This window comes from Microbacterium capsulatum (assembly GCF_030865425.1).
Lineage (GTDB): Bacteria > Actinomycetota > Actinomycetes > Actinomycetales > Microbacteriaceae > Microbacterium > Microbacterium capsulatum.
This window is the reverse complement of sequence record NZ_JAVFCB010000001.1, coordinates 58,650-75,394: the sequence shown is the minus strand read 5'-3', so window position 1 is coordinate 75,394 and position 16,745 is coordinate 58,650. Positions and strand designations below refer to the sequence as shown.

15 protein-coding genes are annotated in these 16,745 nt (G+C 71.4%); 3 read left to right on the top strand and 12 right to left on the bottom strand.

Going from position 1 to position 16,745, the window contains the following annotated elements; genetic code table 11:
- Nucleotides 1–4: 4 nt before the first annotated feature.
- Both dxr and RBR11_RS00365 read right to left on the bottom strand, forming a co-directional pair.
- Complete coding sequence (gene dxr / locus RBR11_RS00370) at nt 5–1,090, bottom strand: 1-deoxy-D-xylulose-5-phosphate reductoisomerase (RefSeq protein WP_308487307.1); 1,086 nt, start codon at nt 1,088–1,090, stop codon at nt 5–7.
- A 40-nt stretch (nt 1,091–1,130) separates the two neighbouring features.
- The gene (locus RBR11_RS00365; RefSeq protein ID WP_308487306.1) at nt 1,131–2,105 is read right to left on the bottom strand and encodes an FKBP-type peptidyl-prolyl cis-trans isomerase; all 975 of its coding nucleotides are present in this window, start codon (nt 2,103–2,105) and stop codon (nt 1,131–1,133) included.
- 143 nt (nt 2,106–2,248) lie between these two features.
- Here RBR11_RS00365 and RBR11_RS00360 point away from each other — a divergent pair, with 143 nt between their 5' ends.
- A complete protein-coding gene (locus tag RBR11_RS00360) occupies nt 2,249–3,034 on the top strand; it encodes a lysophospholipid acyltransferase family protein (RefSeq protein WP_308487305.1) in 786 nt (261 codons plus the stop codon).
- Between the two features lie 43 nt (nt 3,035–3,077).
- Here RBR11_RS00360 and RBR11_RS00355 read toward each other — a convergent pair whose 3' ends face one another.
- Complete coding sequence (locus tag RBR11_RS00355; RefSeq protein WP_308487304.1) at nt 3,078–3,563, bottom strand: OsmC family protein; 486 nt, start codon at nt 3,561–3,563, stop codon at nt 3,078–3,080.
- An 81-nt stretch (nt 3,564–3,644) separates the two neighbouring features.
- Here RBR11_RS00355 and RBR11_RS00350 point away from each other — a divergent pair, with 81 nt between their 5' ends.
- Both RBR11_RS00350 and ald read left to right on the top strand, forming a co-directional pair.
- Nucleotides 3,645–4,640 carry an asparaginase gene (locus RBR11_RS00350; RefSeq protein WP_308487303.1) on the top strand — a complete coding sequence of 332 codons (996 nt, stop codon included), beginning with the start codon at nt 3,645–3,647 and terminating at the stop codon, nt 4,638–4,640.
- A gap of 46 nt (nt 4,641–4,686) precedes the next feature.
- Complete coding sequence (gene ald / locus RBR11_RS00345) at nt 4,687–5,802, top strand: alanine dehydrogenase (protein WP_308487302.1); 1,116 nt, start codon at nt 4,687–4,689, stop codon at nt 5,800–5,802.
- Here ald and RBR11_RS00340 read toward each other — a convergent pair.
- The 9 genes from RBR11_RS00340 to atpA all read right to left on the bottom strand — a co-directional run bounded on the left by RBR11_RS00340 (nt 5,774) and on the right by atpA (nt 16,703).
- Nucleotides 5,774–8,602 carry an FtsK/SpoIIIE domain-containing protein gene (locus RBR11_RS00340; protein WP_308487301.1) on the bottom strand — a complete coding sequence of 943 codons (2,829 nt, stop codon included), beginning with the start codon at nt 8,600–8,602 and terminating at the stop codon, nt 5,774–5,776. The genes ald and RBR11_RS00340 overlap by 29 nt on opposite strands.
- Nucleotides 8,603–8,659: 57 nt before the next feature.
- The gene (locus RBR11_RS00335) at nt 8,660–9,469 is read right to left on the bottom strand and encodes a PP2C family protein-serine/threonine phosphatase (RefSeq protein WP_308487300.1); all 810 of its coding nucleotides are present in this window, start codon (nt 9,467–9,469) and stop codon (nt 8,660–8,662) included.
- Between the two features lie 85 nt (nt 9,470–9,554).
- Complete coding sequence (locus RBR11_RS00330) at nt 9,555–10,526, bottom strand: aldo/keto reductase (RefSeq protein WP_308487299.1); 972 nt, start codon at nt 10,524–10,526, stop codon at nt 9,555–9,557.
- Nucleotides 10,527–10,640: 114 nt separating this feature from the next.
- The gene (locus RBR11_RS00325; protein WP_308487298.1) at nt 10,641–11,447 is read right to left on the bottom strand and encodes a large exoprotein; all 807 of its coding nucleotides are present in this window, start codon (nt 11,445–11,447) and stop codon (nt 10,641–10,643) included.
- 117 nt (nt 11,448–11,564) lie between these two features.
- Nucleotides 11,565–12,329, bottom strand: a complete 765-nt coding sequence (locus RBR11_RS00320) for a YaaA family protein (RefSeq protein WP_308487297.1) — start codon at nt 12,327–12,329, stop codon at nt 11,565–11,567.
- Nucleotides 12,330–12,420: 91 nt separating this feature from the next.
- On the bottom strand, nt 12,421–12,681 hold the full coding sequence (locus RBR11_RS00315; RefSeq protein ID WP_308487296.1) for a F0F1 ATP synthase subunit epsilon: 261 nt from the start codon (nt 12,679–12,681) through the stop codon (nt 12,421–12,423).
- A gap of 2 nt (nt 12,682–12,683) precedes the next feature.
- Nucleotides 12,684–14,120: a F0F1 ATP synthase subunit beta gene (gene atpD / locus RBR11_RS00310; protein ID WP_308487295.1), complete on the bottom strand. Its 1,437-nt coding sequence runs from the start codon at nt 14,118–14,120 to the stop codon at nt 12,684–12,686.
- Between the two features lie 24 nt (nt 14,121–14,144).
- On the bottom strand, nt 14,145–15,044 hold the full coding sequence (locus RBR11_RS00305) for a F0F1 ATP synthase subunit gamma (protein WP_308487294.1): 900 nt from the start codon (nt 15,042–15,044) through the stop codon (nt 14,145–14,147).
- An 18-nt stretch (nt 15,045–15,062) separates the two neighbouring features.
- Entirely contained in the window at nt 15,063–16,703 is a 1,641-nt protein-coding gene (gene atpA, locus RBR11_RS00300; protein WP_308487293.1) for a F0F1 ATP synthase subunit alpha, read from the bottom strand.
- Nucleotides 16,704–16,745 lie beyond the last annotated feature (42 nt).

Below are 16,745 nucleotides of genomic sequence, written 5' to 3'. Positions count from 1 at the left end.
GTGTTCAGGCGTTGTGCGCGATGAAACGGTCGGCCGTGGCACGGGCCCAGGCCTCGGCCGCGGCGAGCGTCTCGACGGTGAGCGCGTCGGGCGGCTCGTGCGCGTCGACGACGCGCTCGATCGTGTCGACGATGCCGAGGAACGACAGGCGTCCTTCGTGGAACGCGGTGACCGCCTGCTCGTTCGCGGCGTTGTACACCGCCGGGTAGGTCGCGCCGGCCCGACCGACCCGCTTCGCGAGGGCCACCGACGGGAACGCGTGCGAATCCAGCGGCTCGAACGTCCAGTTCGCCGGAGTCGTCCAGTCCAGCGGCCGTCCGACGCCGCCGACGCGGTCCGGCCAGTCCAGCCCGAGCGAGATCGGCAGTCGCATGTCGGGCGGCGAGGCCTGCGCGATCGTGGATCCGTCCACGAACTCGACCATCGAGTGCACGATCGACTGCGGGTGCACGACGACGTCGATCCGCTCGTAGTCGACGTCGAAGAGGAGGTGCGCCTCGATCACCTCGAGGCCCTTGTTCACCAGGGTCGCCGAGTTCGTGGTCACCATCCGGCCCATGTCCCAGGTCGGGTGCGCGAGCGCCTCCGCCGGGGTGACCGCGCTCATCTCATCACGGGAGCGGCCACGGAACGGCCCGCCCGATGCGGTGACCACGAGCCGGCTCACCTCCTGCCGGGTCCCGGCGCGCAGCGCCTGCGCGATCGCGGAGTGCTCGGAGTCCACCGGGACGATCTGCCCGGGCGCGGCGAGCGCCGTCACCAGGCCGCCGCCGACGATGAGCGACTCCTTGTTGGCGAGCGCGAGCGTCCGCCCGGCCCGGAGCGCGGCGAGGGTGGAGCCGAGCCCGATCGATCCGGTGATCGCGTTCAGCACCACGTCGGCCTCGACGTCGCGGACCAGCTGCTCGGCCTCGGCGGCGCCGAGCGCGGTGTCGTCGACGCCGAACTCCTCGGCCTGCGCGGCCATCGCGTCGGCCTGGGAGCCGGCGGCGAGCCCGACCAGCTCGAAGCGGTCCGGATTGGCGCGGATCACATCCAGGGCCTGCGTGCCGATGGAACCGGTGGAGCCGAGGACGATGACGCGACGCATGGCTTCAGCCTATGCGCCGCGTCGCTGCCGCGCGGGGTGCTTACTGCGTGGTGTCTCCGGCCGGGACGGTGCCGAGGATGTCCACGACGAACACGAGCGTGGAGTTCGCGGGGATGGATCCGCTCGCCTTGTCGCCGTAGCCGTCGGCGGGCGGGATCACGGCGAGCACCTGGGAGCCGACCTTCTGCCCCTCGAGCGCCTTCTTGAAGCCGGGCACGACCTGGGTGGTCTGGAACTGGGCCGGGGCGTTGCGCTGCCAGCTCGAGTCGAACGTCTTGCCGTCGGCCCACGTGACGCCGAGGTACTGCACGACCACGTAGTCGCCGCTGCCCACGGTCGCGCCGTCGCCCTGCTTCAGGACGGCGACCTTGGTCTCGGTCGGCGGGGTGCTCTTCGGGACGGTGATGCTCGGCTTGCCGGACTTGTCGAGCTTCACGGTCGGCAGGCCCGCCTCCGGGGCCACCGCCTTGCCGGTGGCGACCGTGGGGAGCTCCTTGACAGCCTGCGCGTACACGACGAGCGGCTTCTGGCCCTCGCCGCGGAGCGAGCTGGGGACGGTCATCACGACGGCGGTGCCGACGGGCTTGCACTCGAGTGCGACGTCCAGCAGCGTGGGCTGCTGCGGGTCCGAGCCGAAGATGAGCGGCTGCACGCCGTCGGTCGCGGTGCTGCTCGTCGCCAAGACGGTGTTGTCGGTCGCGTCGACGATCTGGAAGCGGACCGAGACGTAGTCGCCCGCCGCGATGTTCCCGCCCTTGCCCTTGGTCACGACGGTGCGCTGGGCGGAGTTGCCCGCATCGACGTCGGTGCCCGAGGGGACGGTGACCTTCATGTCCTTGCCGGATCCCTCGACCTTGACCGCGTTGGACGCCTTGCCGGGCTTCGCGTCGAGCAGGCACGCGGAGGACGACGACGCGGACGGCGACGCCGACGGGGATCCTGAACCCGCGCAGCCCGACAGCAGAAGGGCCGTCGCGGCGACGGCGGAGAGAGCAGCGGCAAGGCGGATGCGCACGAAAGACCTCGAAACGTAGGGATGAACCCGCCCATCCTGCCCTATCCCGCTTTGGTGGTGCTGAAAGGCGCGCCACAGGGCGCGTCCAGGTCGCGGAGTCGATCATTCCGATCCGGGAATGGATCCTGCTCTACCCTTGACGGGTGACTCCGGACTCCGCACCCGACGCGCCCGCCGAGGCCGACGAGGACGTCGCCCCCGAGCTGCGGCGCGCCGGGGCCACCTATCTGCTGGGCCGACTGATCCTCGCTCCTCTCGCACGGATCGTCTACCGTCCGCATGTCGAGGGCCGTTCGAATGTGCCGAAGACCGGCCCGATCATCGTCGCCTCGAACCACCTGTCCTTCATCGACTCGATCGCGATCCCGGTCGCGGCGCCGCGCCGAGTGCACTTCCTCGCCAAGTCCAGCTACTTCGAGGGGACGGGCTTCAAGGGGCGCCTGATCGGGAACCTCATGCGCGCGGTCGGCGCGATCCCTGTCCGCCGCGGTGCCGGACAGGCCGCGCTCGACGCGCTCGACGAGCAGCGCCGTCTGCTGGACGAGGGCCTGGCCGTCGCCCTCTACCCGGAGGGCACCCGCTCGACCGACGGGCGCCTGTACAAGGGCCGCACCGGGGTCGCCTTCCTCGCTCTGCAGACCGGGGCGCTCGTCGTCCCGGTGGGGGTCATCGGCACCGACAAGGCCATGCCGGTCGGAGCGAAGATGCCGAAGCTCGGCTCCCGCGTCACGATCCGCTTCGGCGAGCCGCTGGACCTGGCGCACCACGGCCCCGCCACGTCCGGACGCGCCCGCCGCGGCGCGACCGACGAGATCATGGCGGCGATCCACGCGCTCAGCGGGCAGGAGCTCGCCGGGGTCTACAACGAGGTCCCCGCGCACGGCGCGATCGAGAAGATCAAGCAGGTCCTCCCGCACGAGCGGCGCTGACGCGCTTCCTCTCGCCGCGCGCTCGACGGGCGGGCGGTCGCGTTCACCGGCCGGCCGGGGAGACCAGGATCGTCGCCTCGTGGTGGACCGGGAACGACACCGAGTTCGCGATGAAGCACCACGCGTTGGCCTGCGCGTGCGCGGCGAGCGCGGCCTCGCGCATGGACTCCTCCGCCACGGTCACGACCGGCCGCAGCGTCACCTCGGTGAACGCGCCGCCGCCGCGGCCGTCCTCCTGCATCGTCCCCGTCGCGTCGTCCCGGTAGTCGAGCACGACCACCCCGGCCGTCACGCAGGCATGCAGGTACGACAGCAGATGGCATTCGGAGAGCGCGGCGAGGAGCAGATCCTCGGGGTTCCACCGGGTCGGATCCCCCCGGAACGGCTTGTCCGCGGAGGCCGGCAGCTCGGGCTTGCCCTCGACCCGGATCGTGCTCGCGCGATCGTAGTCGCGGTACCCGGAGGTGCCGGTGCCGCGGTTGCCGGTCCAGGTCGTGCTGAGGGCGTAGCGATGGGTGCCGAGGCTCATGGATCCATCGTGCCACCCGGCGTGACGAGGGCGGATCGGACACGACCGCGGTACCCGCGTCGCCCCAGTACACTGGCACGCGTGGTGCAGACTCTGACCGTCCAGGACGCCGTGGAACTCGCCGTCGTCGAACGCAACGGATTCATCGAATCCCGCCACATCGGAGCGGCGGTCGTGCTGTCCCCCGACGGCGAGGTGGTCATCCGGCACGGCAACATCGACGCGCTCGTCCTGCCGCGCTCGAGCCTCAAGCCGCTGCAGGCCGTCGCCTGCCTCACCGCGGGCGCGCCCCTCGAGGGCGAGCAGATCGGCATGTCCACCGCCAGCCACAACGGCACGGATCGGCACGTCGAGGTGGTGCGCGCGATGCTCGCCGAGGGCGGTCTCACCGAGGACGACCTCGGCTGCCCCGCGGACTGGCCGGGCGACTCCACGACCCGCGACGAGCTCGTCCGCGACCACGCCGGCAAGGCCCGGATCCGGATGAACTGCTCGGGCAAGCACGCCGCGATGCTGCGCGCCTGCGTGGCGACCGGCTGGCCGACAGAGGGATACCTCTCCCCCGAGCACCCGCTCCAGCAGCACATCAAGGACGTCGTCGAGCGGCTCAGCGGCGAGCGGGTCGCGGCCACCGCGATCGACGGCTGCGGGGCGCCCGTGCACGCGATCACCCTGCTCGGGCTCGCCCGCGCGCTGCACCGGATCGGCACCGCCTCGGAGCGCTCGCCGTTCGCGATGCACCGTTTCGCGGGGGCGCTCGTGCGCACCGTGCGGGAGAACCCGTGGACGATCGAGGGCCCCGGTCGCCCCGACACGATCGCGATCGAGCGTCTGGGCGTGTTCGCCAAGCACGGCGCGGAAGGCGTGATGGTGATGGTCGCGCCGGACGGCACCACGGCCGCGCTGAAGACGCTCGACGGCGCCGGCCGCGCGGCGACGATCGTCGCCGCCACCCTGCTCGCGCGCGCCGGCGCGATCTCCGAGGAGCAGGTCGCCGACCTCGCCTCGGCCCTTCCACTTGCCGTCCTCGGCGGCGGCAACGGCGTGGGGGCCATCCGCCCCGGCGCCGGAATCTGAGCGCCCCCAGAAGGGGCCCTACCCGCTTGGGAAGAAAGGAGCCAGGATGAGGATCTCTGTCCCCACCGAGGTCAAGAACAACGAGTACCGCGTCGCCCTCACGCCGGCAGGCGTGCACGACCTCGTGCTCACCGGTCATGAGGTCTTCGTGGAGTCCGGCGCCGGCGCCGGCTCCTCGATGTCTGACGCGGACTACCTCGAGGCCGGAGCGACGCTGCTCGACGACGCGGACGAGGTCTGGGCGCGCGCCGAGCTGGTGCTGAAGGTCAAGGAGCCGATCGCCAGCGAGTACCACCGCTTCCGCAGCGATCTGGTGCTCTTCACCTACCTGCACCTCGCGGCCGACCGCGCGCTGACCGACCGCCTGACCGCCTCCGGCATGACCGCGATCGCGTACGAGACCGTGCAGCTGCCCTCCGGGTCGCTGCCGCTGCTCGCCCCGATGAGCGAGGTCGCGGGACGTCTGGCCCCCCTGGTCGGTGCGAACACCCTGATGCGCTCGCACGGCGGCCTCGGCCTGCTCGTGTCCGGGGTGCCCGGCACGCGCCCGGCGACCGTGACGGTCATCGGCGGCGGCGTGGCCGGCGCGAACTCCGCGGTGATCGCCGCCGGCATGGGCGCCGACGTGACGATCTTCGACACGAACATCACCCGACTGCGCTACCTGGACGACTTCTTCGGCGGCCGCGTCAAGACGGCGGCGTCGAACCCGCTCGACCTGCGCCGTGCCGTGCTCGCCTCGGACCTCGTCATCGGATCCGTGCTGATCCCCGGCGCGAAGGCGCCCAAGCTCGTCACGAACGAGATGGTCAGCCAGATGCGTCCGGGCAGCGTCCTCGTGGACATCGCCGTCGATCAGGGCGGCTGCTTCGAGGACACGCACCCGACCACGCACGACGACCCGACGTTCCGTGTGCACGACAGCGTGTTCTACTGCGTGGCGAACATGCCCGGCGCGGTCCCGAACACGTCCACCTCGGCGCTCACCAACGCGACCCTGCCGTACGTGCGGCAGATCGCGAAGCGCGGTTGGCGGGAGGCGCTGCGCGCCGATGCCGCCCTTGCCGCGGGCCTGAACGTCACGGGCCACGTGATCGTGAACGCGGGCGTCGCGAACGCGCACGAGCTGCCACTCACCCCTCTGGCCGAGCTGCTCGGCTGACGCCGCCGCGCGGGGCGGGAAGGACCACCCGCGACGGTCTCCCGTCCGGGTCGATCGTCCAGGCCCGCCCCGCGTGCGGTGCCGCGTACGGCGGAAGTTCGCGCACCCGGGCCAGGGTGCGCAGCTCCCGCGCCGCCTCCGCCAGCACGAGGATCTCCCCCGCACGGGCGATCCGCTGCCAAAGCGCGTACTGGCGCTGCCACGCGTCCGCGTCGCCGACCAGCAGGATCCGTTCGGGCCCCACCTGGCCGGATCCGATCCCGTCCGGGAGGGTCACCGGAGCGCCGTCGTCGATGCTCGACACCCTGGCGCCGTCCACACCGCGCGCCAGCAGATCGGCGGTCCGCGCCGGGGCGGTGCTGACGACGCCCACGAGCGGTGCGCGCGCGGCCCACACCGGGGTCGGCGCCGACACGGGCCCCGGCGGACGTTCGTCGCTCTCGGGCAGCGTGAACTGCACCTGCGCACCGTCCAGGGTCGCCCGCCCGGGCGGACGCTCCGGATCGAAGCTTCTCGGCTCGCCACCCGCCGCGAGATGCTCGGTGCGGCCGGTCGTCCGGAGCACCGCCCGTGACGGCAGCAGGTCGGCGAGGGCGGCGACCGGACCGGCGCACCGGGACGCGCTGAGCAGCACCGTGCCGGCGCGCTCCCCCGCCGCCCGGACGACGCGCTGCAGGCGCTCCGCCCAGGCGGAGGCGTACTCGATCGGGAACGCCGCGAGGATCCGGTCCACGTCGTCGACGACGAGCAGCGGCGGCATCGGCGTCAGCCCCTCCGCGATCGCGTCCACCAGCGACCACGCCTGCTCCGGATCCTGCGGCACCCGCACCGCCTCCGGCACCTGCTCCGCGAGTGCGCACAGAACCGCGCTCTTGCCCGAGCCGGGGCCGCCCAGGACCATGAGGCCGCGCTGCTCGCCCACCCGCAGCGTGCGCACGCACCGGCGCTGCCGCTCGGGTTCGTCGGCGAGACCGAGCACGATCTCGCCGCGCGGCACCGCCGCCAGCTCCGTCCGCCGCAGATGCAGCGGCAACGCGGGCTGCCAGGGGCTCCGTGCCCGCTGTTGCCCCGCCGCGGCCGCGACGATCCGCGCGAGGTCCTCGGTCGAGGTCCTGGCCACCCGGAACAGCGCCGGGCCGGCGTCCTGCGGCCGGCGCACGAGGGCGAGACCGCGCCCGGCGGCGTCGCCGGGCAGAGACGCGGCCTCATCCGTGCCGACCATCGCGCGGCTGTCCGCCGGGTCGGTGACGCGCAGCGAGATCCGCAACGGGCAGTTCGTCGCGATCGCGTCCCGGATCACGCCGGTGGCCCGCTGGGTGCCGAGGATCAGGTGCATGCCCAGGGCCCTGCCGCGCGCGGCGATGTCGCTGAACACCGCAGCGAGCTCGGGATGCTCCTGCAGCAGCACGGCGAACTCGTCGACGACGATGACCAGACGCCCGAGCGCTCCCCCGGCCTCGGCGATGCTCCGGGCGCCGTGTTCGGAGAGGACGCCCTCCCGTCGGCGCAGCTCCGCTCGCATGCTGCGCACCCCGCGTTCGGCGCCGTCGGCATCGAGGTCGGTCATCACCGCCGCGACGTGCGGAAGGGCTCGCAGCGGCTCGAAGGCGGTCCCGCCCTTGAAGTCCGCGAGCACGAACGCCACCCGATCCGCAGGATGCGCGGCGGCGAGCGCGGCGATCCAGCTCACCAGCAGCTCGCTCTTGCCCGCCCCCGTCACGCCGGTGACGAGGGCGTGCGGACCGTCCGCCACGAGATCCACGACGACCGGACCGATCGCATCGCGCCCGACGGCGACGCGCAGACCGCCCCGCCCGGCGTCTTCCGTCCCGTCCCCGGTGACGATCGCCGTCCCGTCGACGACCTCGGCGAGCCCGACCGCGGTGGGGACCTCGGCCTCGTCATCGCCGTTCTCCGCGAGATCGCGGACGAGCGCCGCCGCCTGCGCCCCGGAGATCCCCTCGACCGCGCAGATCCGCTCGCCGTCCGGCGTGCGCACTGCGGCGGCGACCGGATCGACGAGGTCGACGACGGTGTCGTACCCGGACGGCGGCGGCGAGCCGGCGGAGACCAGGGCGAGCCGTGCTCCGGAGGACGCCGGGCGCTCCGCCCCCACGTGCACGGTCTCGGCCCGGCGCGCGCCGCCCCGCGCCTGCGGCAGTCCCTCCAGGCCGAGCCGCACGAGGCCGTCCCCGTCGAAACGGACCGCCGTTCCCGTGTGCCGCAGGCAGAGCTGGAGCACCAACCCACGGGCGACGGCGGTCGCGATCGGCTCCGGTCCGCGCAGGCAGACCCCGTGCGTGAGCTCTGCGGTCACCGGAACGCCGGAGAGCGAACGGTGTCGGGCGCGGAACTCGTCCGCGCGGGGCCCGACGCCGCTGAACCGGAGCGGAGACGGGGCGTCGCCGCGCCCGATCGTGACCGGAACGCCGGCGGGCAGGGCGGTCCGGCGCAGCGGAGGCTCGGCGAGGCATCCGGCCAGGTCGGGTGCGAGTCGCCGCAGCCGGGTCCGCTCGGCATCCGCGCGTTCCGCCACGGTCTCCGCGACGCGGGCCCACGCCCCGGTCTCCTCGGCGCGCGCGATGCGGGTCGCACGCCGGCGCTGGCGCAGTCCGTCGAGGAACGACGCGAGGATCATCAGCGGCCCGAGCGCCGCGAAGCACAGCGACAGCGCCGAACCCGTGACCGCGAACAGGACCACCCCCGACGCGACCGGGACGACCGCGGCGAGCAGCGGCAGCGGCGCGCGCTGCGGGGGCACGGCGGTGGGCGGGAGGACGATCGGCTCTGCAGGATCCATGCCGTCATCTCAGCCGGATCCGGGCCGCCGTGGCGACCGGCCGTCGCAATCCGTGCGCTACGCGGCGGGGACGGCTCCGGTGGAGGATGAATCGCGGCGGCGGCGCACGTCCACGACGACGATCGTGACGTTGTCGCGACCGCCGTTCTCGAGCGCGGCGGTCATCATGGCGTCGACCGCGCCGTTCGGCGTCGGGTTGAGCCCGAGGAAGTGCTGGATCCCGTAGTCCGTGAGCTCCTTGGTGAGCCCGTCGGAGCAGATCACGAAGCGGTCGCCGTCCTGCACGCTGAGTTCGCGGTAGTCCGGCGGCAGCGCCTCGCTGACCCCCACGGCGCGGGTGATCACGTTGCTGTACGGGTGGCCCTCGGCTTCCTCCGGGCTGAGCCGGCCGGCCGTGATCAGCTCCTGCACGACGGAGTGGTCGGTGGTGATCTGGCTCAGCGCTTCGTCCCGCAGCAGGTAGACCCGGGAGTCGCCGATGTTCAGCGACACCCACCGCGCGTCGTCGGCGGTGAGCGAGAGGTAGACGCCGGTCAGCGTCGTGCCGGTGCCCTCGTCGGTCGTGTCGGGGTGCGCCGTGATGTCGTCGACCGCGGCCTCCAGGGCGGTCTCGATCGTCTCGGCGTTGATCTCCCCCGCGGCCACCGCCTCCTCGAGTCGGGCGACGGTGCGCTGGCTCGCGATCTCCCCGCCGGCGTGCCCGCCCATGCCGTCGGCGACGACGAAGAGCGGGTACTCCGCGAGATAGGAGTCCTGGTTGCTCTCGCGGCGGCGCCCCGTGTCGGTCGCCCCCGCCCAGTGCAGGACGACCGTGTCACCGGACGCCAGTGCGACCTCACGCGTCTGCGCCGTCGACTTCTGGCTCACTGCGGTCCTCCCCACGTTCGGGCGATCGGTGCGACCGCTGAAATCTTCCACATCGTAGTGGATTCCCGGATCCGACGCGCGGCGCTCAGACCGCGGGGTCCTCGGGCAGCGGGAAGAGCGCGTCGATCTCCGCCAGTTCCTCCGCGGACGGCGTCCAGGCGGATCCCGCCCGCGCGTTCGCCTCGATCTGCGCCGGCTTGGTGGCCCCGGCGATCACGGAGGCCACACCGGGCTGCGCGAGCAGCCAGCCGAACGTCGCCTCGAGCATGCTGATCCCGCGCGCGTCGCAGAACGCGCGATAGGCGTCCAGCGCGTCCCACGGGGCGTTCGCCCACAGGTGCGAGCGGGTCTGCATGATGCGGCTCTCGCCCGGCCCGCCGTCACGCGTGAACTTGCCGGTGAGCAGCCCGTTGTACAGCGGGAAGAACGGGAAGAAGCCGAGACCGAAGTGGTTCACGGCCGGCAGCACCTCCCGCTCGGACGCCCGGGACAGCAGCGAGTACTCGTTCTGCGCGGAGATGAAGCGGCTGCTGCGCGAGCCGCTCATCGCGGCTTCGGCGATCTGCCAGCCGGCGAGGTTCGAGTGCCCGAAGTAGCGGATCTTGCCCTCGCGGACGAGCTCGTCGAGCGCGTCGATGGTCTCCTCGATCGGCGTCAGCGGATCCGGGCTGTGCAGCTGGTAGAGGTCGATCCAGTCGGTGCGCAGCCGGCGCAGGGACTCCTCCACGGCCTTGCGCACGTAACGGCGGGATCCGCGGCCGGCCGGGAAGTCGTATCCCATGTCGGCCGAGACGTAGCCGAACTTCGTGGCCAGCACGACCCGATCGCGTCGCCCGTCCAGCGCCTCGCCCATGAGCGTCTCGCTGAGCCCCGGATCCTTGCCGTACATGTCGGCGGTGTCGAGGAAGGTCACCCCGCTGTCGATCGCGGCGTCGAGCACGAGGCGGGTGCTGTGCAGGGTCTCGGTCGCGGTTCCCGCCCGCCCGAAGTTGTTGCAGCCCAGTCCCACGGCGGAGACGAGGAGCCCGGACGTTCCGACACGGCGTTCAGCGCTCATGCCTCCACGCTACCCGAGCGAGCGCGGCGGAGAGCGCTTGCTCTGTCAAGCCGGGCGCCAGCCGGACGTGCGGGAAGCCCCCGATCCGCAGATCGGGGGCTTCCCGGCTGTTCGTCACTCGGACGGCTTGTCGCCGCTCGGCTGCTCGCCTTCGGCGGGCGCCTCCGGAGCCGGCGGCGCCGGGGGTGCCGGCGGGGCGGCGGGCGGGGTCATCGGCGGGACCTGCGGGGCGGCCGGGGGCACCTGCGGGGCGGCCGGCGGCTGGTAGCCCTGCTGCGGCGGCTGGTAGCCCTGCGGCGCCTGCGGGTAGCCGGGCTGCTGCGGCGGGGCGTAGCCCTGCGGAGCCGGCGGCTGGTAGCCCTGCGGAGCGCCGGGCGCGGCGGCGGCCGGCTGCACCGGAATGCCCTGCCACACCGTGCGGTCGCCGAAGAAGCCGTTGCCGGCCCACGGGGCCGGGGCGATGTTCGGGTTCCACTGCGACTTGTCGAAGGCGTTGATGCCGAGCCAGATCAACGTGGTGACCCCGCCCGTGATCGCACCGGCCGCATAGAGCACGACCCAGCCGGCCCCCTTCTGCAGCTTGAGACCGACCCGCCAGGCGGCGAGGCAGGTGAGCACGAAGGCGGCCACGCCGATGAGCTGGCCGATCACCGGGATCCAGCTGAGCACGATGGTCGCGCCGACCGCGTAGAGCACCAGCCACGGGCTCAGGTCGCCGAGCTTCAGGAGGACCATCGAGGAGTAGACGGGCACCCAGGCCCGCCACTTGCCCTGCACCCCTGCCTTGTCGAAGACCTTCATCGTGAAGATCGAGGACACGACATACAGGATCGGGATGATCAGGAGCGATATCACCAGGATCGTCAAGTAGAAACCGAGCAGTCCCGCTGCAGCACCGCTGGAACCGTAGTCGCCGTTCATTTTTCCCTCCCGGGGATCAATCGTCATGTGTTCCCGCATGGCGGAGCACCACCTGTGAAACAGCTGGGCGCTTCGACGCGAGAACACCATATCGTGTCCCGGGATCGGACTCACGAACTATTTGCGGGTCGTCGGCTGATCCGTCACGAGTTCCAGAATTCCGGAATCCTCCGTGCCGCGGAGTTCGACGCCCGCCCGCGCCGCCCAGGACAGCATGGTCCGGCGGGATCCGATCCGGGGCCGCTCGACGGCGAGCCGGCGCACGAGCTCCCCCTTGGCGTGCTTGTTGAAGTGGTTGAGCGCCTTGCCCTGCGCGGTCACGACCCGCACGTAGGCCGACGGCACTCCCGCGGGGACCGGGCCGAGATCCGCGTACGCCTCGCTGCGCAGGTCCAGGACGAACGCGGGTGCCGCGGCCGCCAGCGCCGCGCTGACCGCCTCGGCCCACAGCCGGCGCAGCGGCGGGAGGCCCGGTACGGACGCGCCGGCGCCGAGCCGGTACGACGGGATCTCGTCCAGGGCGCCCACCGGTCCGAACGGCGCGCTGTGCACGAGCACGTGCGCGCCCAGCCAGCGTCGCGCGTAGCCGTCCAGGGCACCCGCGCCGAGCGCGTCGTAGAGCACACCCGTGTACCGGTCCACGGCGGGCATCCCCGGTGCGGAGCGCAGTGCGGCGTTGTCGCGCACGGCCTCGGCGAGCCGCTTGTCGCTGAGCTTGAGCACCCGGCGCGTCTGCGCGTGGTCCGCGGCCAGCGCCACGAGCGCGTCGCGCATCTGCTCGCGCTGCGGCAGCAGATCCGGCAGCGCCCAGGCGGACGGGTCCGCCGGCCCTCTCCTGCCCCCGGGACGCTTGGTCTCCGAGGGCGGCAGCAGGATCATCATGCGCAGGGCTCCTCCCCCTCTGGAACGGCGGACGCGCGGAAGCGCCAGACCCCCGTGGGGATCCGGCGCTTCCGCGATGCGGTGAGGACCGTCAGGCGACGAGGGCCGCGGTGCCCGCGACGATCGTCAGGGTGTCGCCCTCCATCGAGACGAATCCGTCCCGGGCGCTGGCGACGACCTTGGTCCCGTCCTCCCGGGTGATGCGGACCTGTCCCTCGGCGAGGATGGCCAGCACGGGCTCGTGCCCGGCCATGAAGCCCATCTCGCCCTCGACGGTCTTCGCGACGACGAGGCTGGCCGATCCGGTCCAGACCTCCGCGTCGGCGGAGACGAGGCTGACGTGCAGCGCCATGCTCAGGCGTTCTCCTTCTGGATCCGCGCCCAGTTCTCCTCGACGTCCGAGATCGGGCCGACGTTGAAGAAGGCCTGCTCGGCGACGTGGTCGAAGTCACCGCGGCAGATCGCGTCGAACGACTCGATCGTGTCCTTGAGCGGGACCGTGGAGCCCTCGACACCGGTGAACTTCTTCGCCATGTAGGTGTTCTGGGAGAGGAACTGCTGGATCCGGCGCGCGCGGGCGACGACGATCTTGTCCTCTTCGGAGAGCTCGTCGACGCCGAGGATCGCGATGATCTCCTGCAGCTCCTTGTTCTTCTGCAGGATCTGCTTGACCGTGGTGGCCACGCGGTAGTGGTCCTCGCCCAGGTAGCGGGGGTCCATGATCCGCGAGGTCGAGGTCAGCGGGTCGATCGCCGGGTACAGACCCTTCGACGCGATCTCACGCGAGAGCTCGGTGGTCGCGTCGAGGTGCGCGAACGTCGTGGCCGGGGCCGGGTCGGTGTAGTCGTCGGCCGGCACGTAGATCGCCTGCAGCGAGGTGATCGAGTGACCGCGGGTCGAGGTGATGCGCTCCTGGAGCACACCCATCTCGTCGGCGAGGTTCGGCTGGTAGCCCACCGCGGACGGCATGCGGCCGAGCAGCGTGGAGACCTCGGAACCGGCCTGCGTGAAGCGGAAGATGTTGTCGATGAAGAGCAGCACGTCCTGCTTCTGCACGTCGCGGAAGTACTCCGCCATCGTCAGCGCGGACAGGGCGACGCGCAGACGCGTCCCCGGCGGCTCGTCCATCTGGCCGAAGACGAGGGCGGTCTTGTCGAAGACGCCCGCCTCCTCCATCTCGCCGATCAGGTCGTTGCCCTCACGGGTGCGCTCGCCGACGCCGGCGAACACCGACACACCGCCGTGGTCCTGCGCGACGCGCTGGATCATCTCCTGGATGAGGACGGTCTTGCCGACGCCCGCGCCGCCGAACAGGCCGATCTTCCCACCCTGCACGTACGGCGTGAGGAGGTCGATCGACTTGATGCCGGTCTCGAACATCGTGGTCTTCGACTCGAGCTGGTCGAAGTTCGGGGCCTTGCGGTGGATCGGCCAGCGCTCGGTGACCTCGATCTGCTCGCCGGGCTCGGCGTTGAGGACCTCGCCGATCACGTTGAAGACCTTGCCCTTGGTGACGTCGCCGACGGGGACCGAGATGGCCTCGCCGGTGTCGCGCACCTCCTGGCCGCGGACCATGCCGTCGGTGGGCTTGAGCGAGATGGCGCGGACGAGGTCGTCGCCGAGGTGCTGCGCGACCTCGAGCGTGATCTCCGTCGACTCCTCGCCGATGGTGATCGTCGTCTTCAGCGCGTTGTAGATGTCGGGGATCGAGTCGTGCGGGAACTCGATGTCGACGACCGGGCCGGTGACGCGAGCAACGCGCCCGACGACCGTCGTAGCGGTGGCAGTCATATCTTCGTCTCTCTCCTGAGGGTCTTACTTGCTCGACGCCAGCGCGTCGGCGCCGCCGACGATCTCGGCGATCTGCTGCGTGATCTCCGCCTGGCGCGCGTTGTTGCGCAGGCGGGTGTAGTCGGTGATGAGCTTGTCGGCGTTGTCGCTGGCCGACTTCATCGCCTTCTGCGTCGCGGCCTGCTTGGCGGCCGAGGACTGCAGGAGGGCGTTGAAGACGCGGCTCTGGATGTACACCGGCAGGATCGCGTCGAGAACGGTCTCGGCGTCCGGCTCGAACTCGTACAGCGGGTAGACCGCGCTCGAGGCGTCGGCTTCGTCGGCCTCCGCGATCTCCAGCGGAAGCAGGCGCACCGTCTCGGGCGACTGGGTCATCATGCTGACGAAGCGGTTGTACACGAGGTGGATCTCATCGACCCCGCCCTGCTCGCCGCCGCGCGCGAACGCCTCCAGCAGCGCGGCGGAGATGGCCTCCGCCGTGTGGAAGGACGGCGTGTCGGTGTCGCCGGTCCACTCCGCGGCCGCCTCGAGGCGCCGGAACTGGAAGTAGCCGACGGCCTTGCGGCCGACGAGGTAGAACACCGGCTCGCGCCCCTCCGAGCGCAGGAGCTCTGCGAGCTCCATGCCCTCGCGCAGGATCTGCGAGTTGAACGCGCCGGCCAGACCCCGGTCGCTCGAGAAGATCACGACGGCGGAGCGGCGGATCGTCTCGGGCTCACGGGTGAGCGGGTGGTCGACGTTGGAGTGCGTCGCGACGGCGGACACGGCCCTCGTCACGGCCCGCGCGAAGGGCGAGGACGCGTTGACGCGCGCCATCGCCTTCTGGATGCGCGAAGCCGCGATGAGTTCCATCGCCTTCGTGATCTTCTTGGTCGTCTGAGCAGAAGAGATCTTCTGCTTGTAGACCCGGAGTTGTGCGCCCATAGCTGAGATTCCCCGCGATTACGCGCGGCGGCCCTTGACGATCTTCTCCTGGTTCACGTCGTCGACGTCCGCGGCGCTGTGCTCCTCGTGACCGGGAGCGCCGATGCCGTGGCCCTTGCCGCCCTGGAACTCGAGGAGGAAGGCGTCGGTGGCCTTCTCCAGCTCCGCGACCGTGTCGTCGTCGAGGACGTTCGTCTCGCGGAGGACGTCGAGCACCTTGGTGTTGCGGCGCAGGTGATCCAGCAGCTCGCGCTCGAAGCGCAGCACGTCCTCGACCTCGATCGAGTCCAGCTTGCCCTTGGTACCGGCCCAGATCGAGACGACCTGCTCCTCGACGGGGTACGGCGAGTACTGCGGCTGCTTGAGCAGCTCGGTCAGACGGGCACCGCGAGCCAGCTGACGGCGCGAGGCCTGGTCGAGGTCGGACGCGAACATCGCGAACGCCTCGAGCGAGCGGTACTGCGCCAGCTCCAGCTTCAGCGTTCCGGAGACCTTCTTGATCGACTTGACCTGGGCGTCACCTCCGACGCGGGACACCGAGATGCCGACGTCGACAGCCGGACGCTGGTTCGCGTTGAACAGGTCGGACTGCAGGAAGATCTGACCGTCGGTAATCGAGATCACGTTGGTCGGGATGTACGCCGAGACGTCGTTCGCCTTGGTCTCGATGATGGGCAGACCCGTCATCGAACCGGCACCGAGCTCGTCGGACAGCTTCGCGCAGCGCTCCAGCAGGCGGGAGTGCAGGTAGAAGACGTCGCCCGGGTAGGCCTCGCGGCCCGGCGGGCGGCGCAGCAGCAGCGACACGGCGCGGTAGGCCTCGGCCTGCTTCGACAGGTCGTCGAAGATGATCAGGACGTGCTTGCCGCCGTACATCCAGTGCTGGCCGATGGCCGAACCGGTGTAGGGGGCGAGGTACTTGAAGCCGGCCGGGTCGGACGCCGGAGCGGCGACGATCGTCGTGTACTCCAGGGCGCCGGCCTCTTCCAGCGCGCCCTTGACGGAGGCGATGGTCGAGCCCTTCTGGCCGATCGCGACGTAGATGCAGCGGACCTGCTTGTTGACGTCGCCGGACTCCCAGTTGGCCTTCTGGTTGATGATCGTGTCGATCGCGATCGCGGTCTTGCCGGTCTGGCGGTCGCCGATGATGAGCTGGCGCTGGCCGCGGCCGACCGGGATCATCGCGTCGATGGCCTTGATGCCGGTCTGCATCGGCTCGTGCACGCTCTTGCGCTGCATGACGCCCGGCGCCTGCAGCTCGAGCTCGCGGACGCCGTCGGACGCGATCGCGCCGAGGCCGTCGATCGGGTTGCCGAGCGGGTCGACCACGCGACCGAGGTAGCCGTCGCCGACCGGGACCGAGAGGACCTCGCCCGTGCGGGTGACCTCCTGGCCGGCCTCGACACCGGCGAAGTCGCCGAGGACGACCACACCGATCTCGTGCTCGTCCAGGTTCAGCGCGAGGCCCTTGGTGCCGTCGGCGAAGGTCACGAGCTCGTTCGCCATGACGCCGGGCAGGCCCTCGACATGCGCGATGCCGTCCGCGGCGTCGATGACGGTGCCGACCTCGGTCGCCGTGCCGGCCGTGGGCTCGTACGCGGCGACGAAGTCCTTCAGCGCGTCACGGATGACGTCGGGGCTGATCGAAAGTTCTGCCATTGTCTTCCCTTTGTATACAGGTGCGCGGTCAGCCCGCGCGAA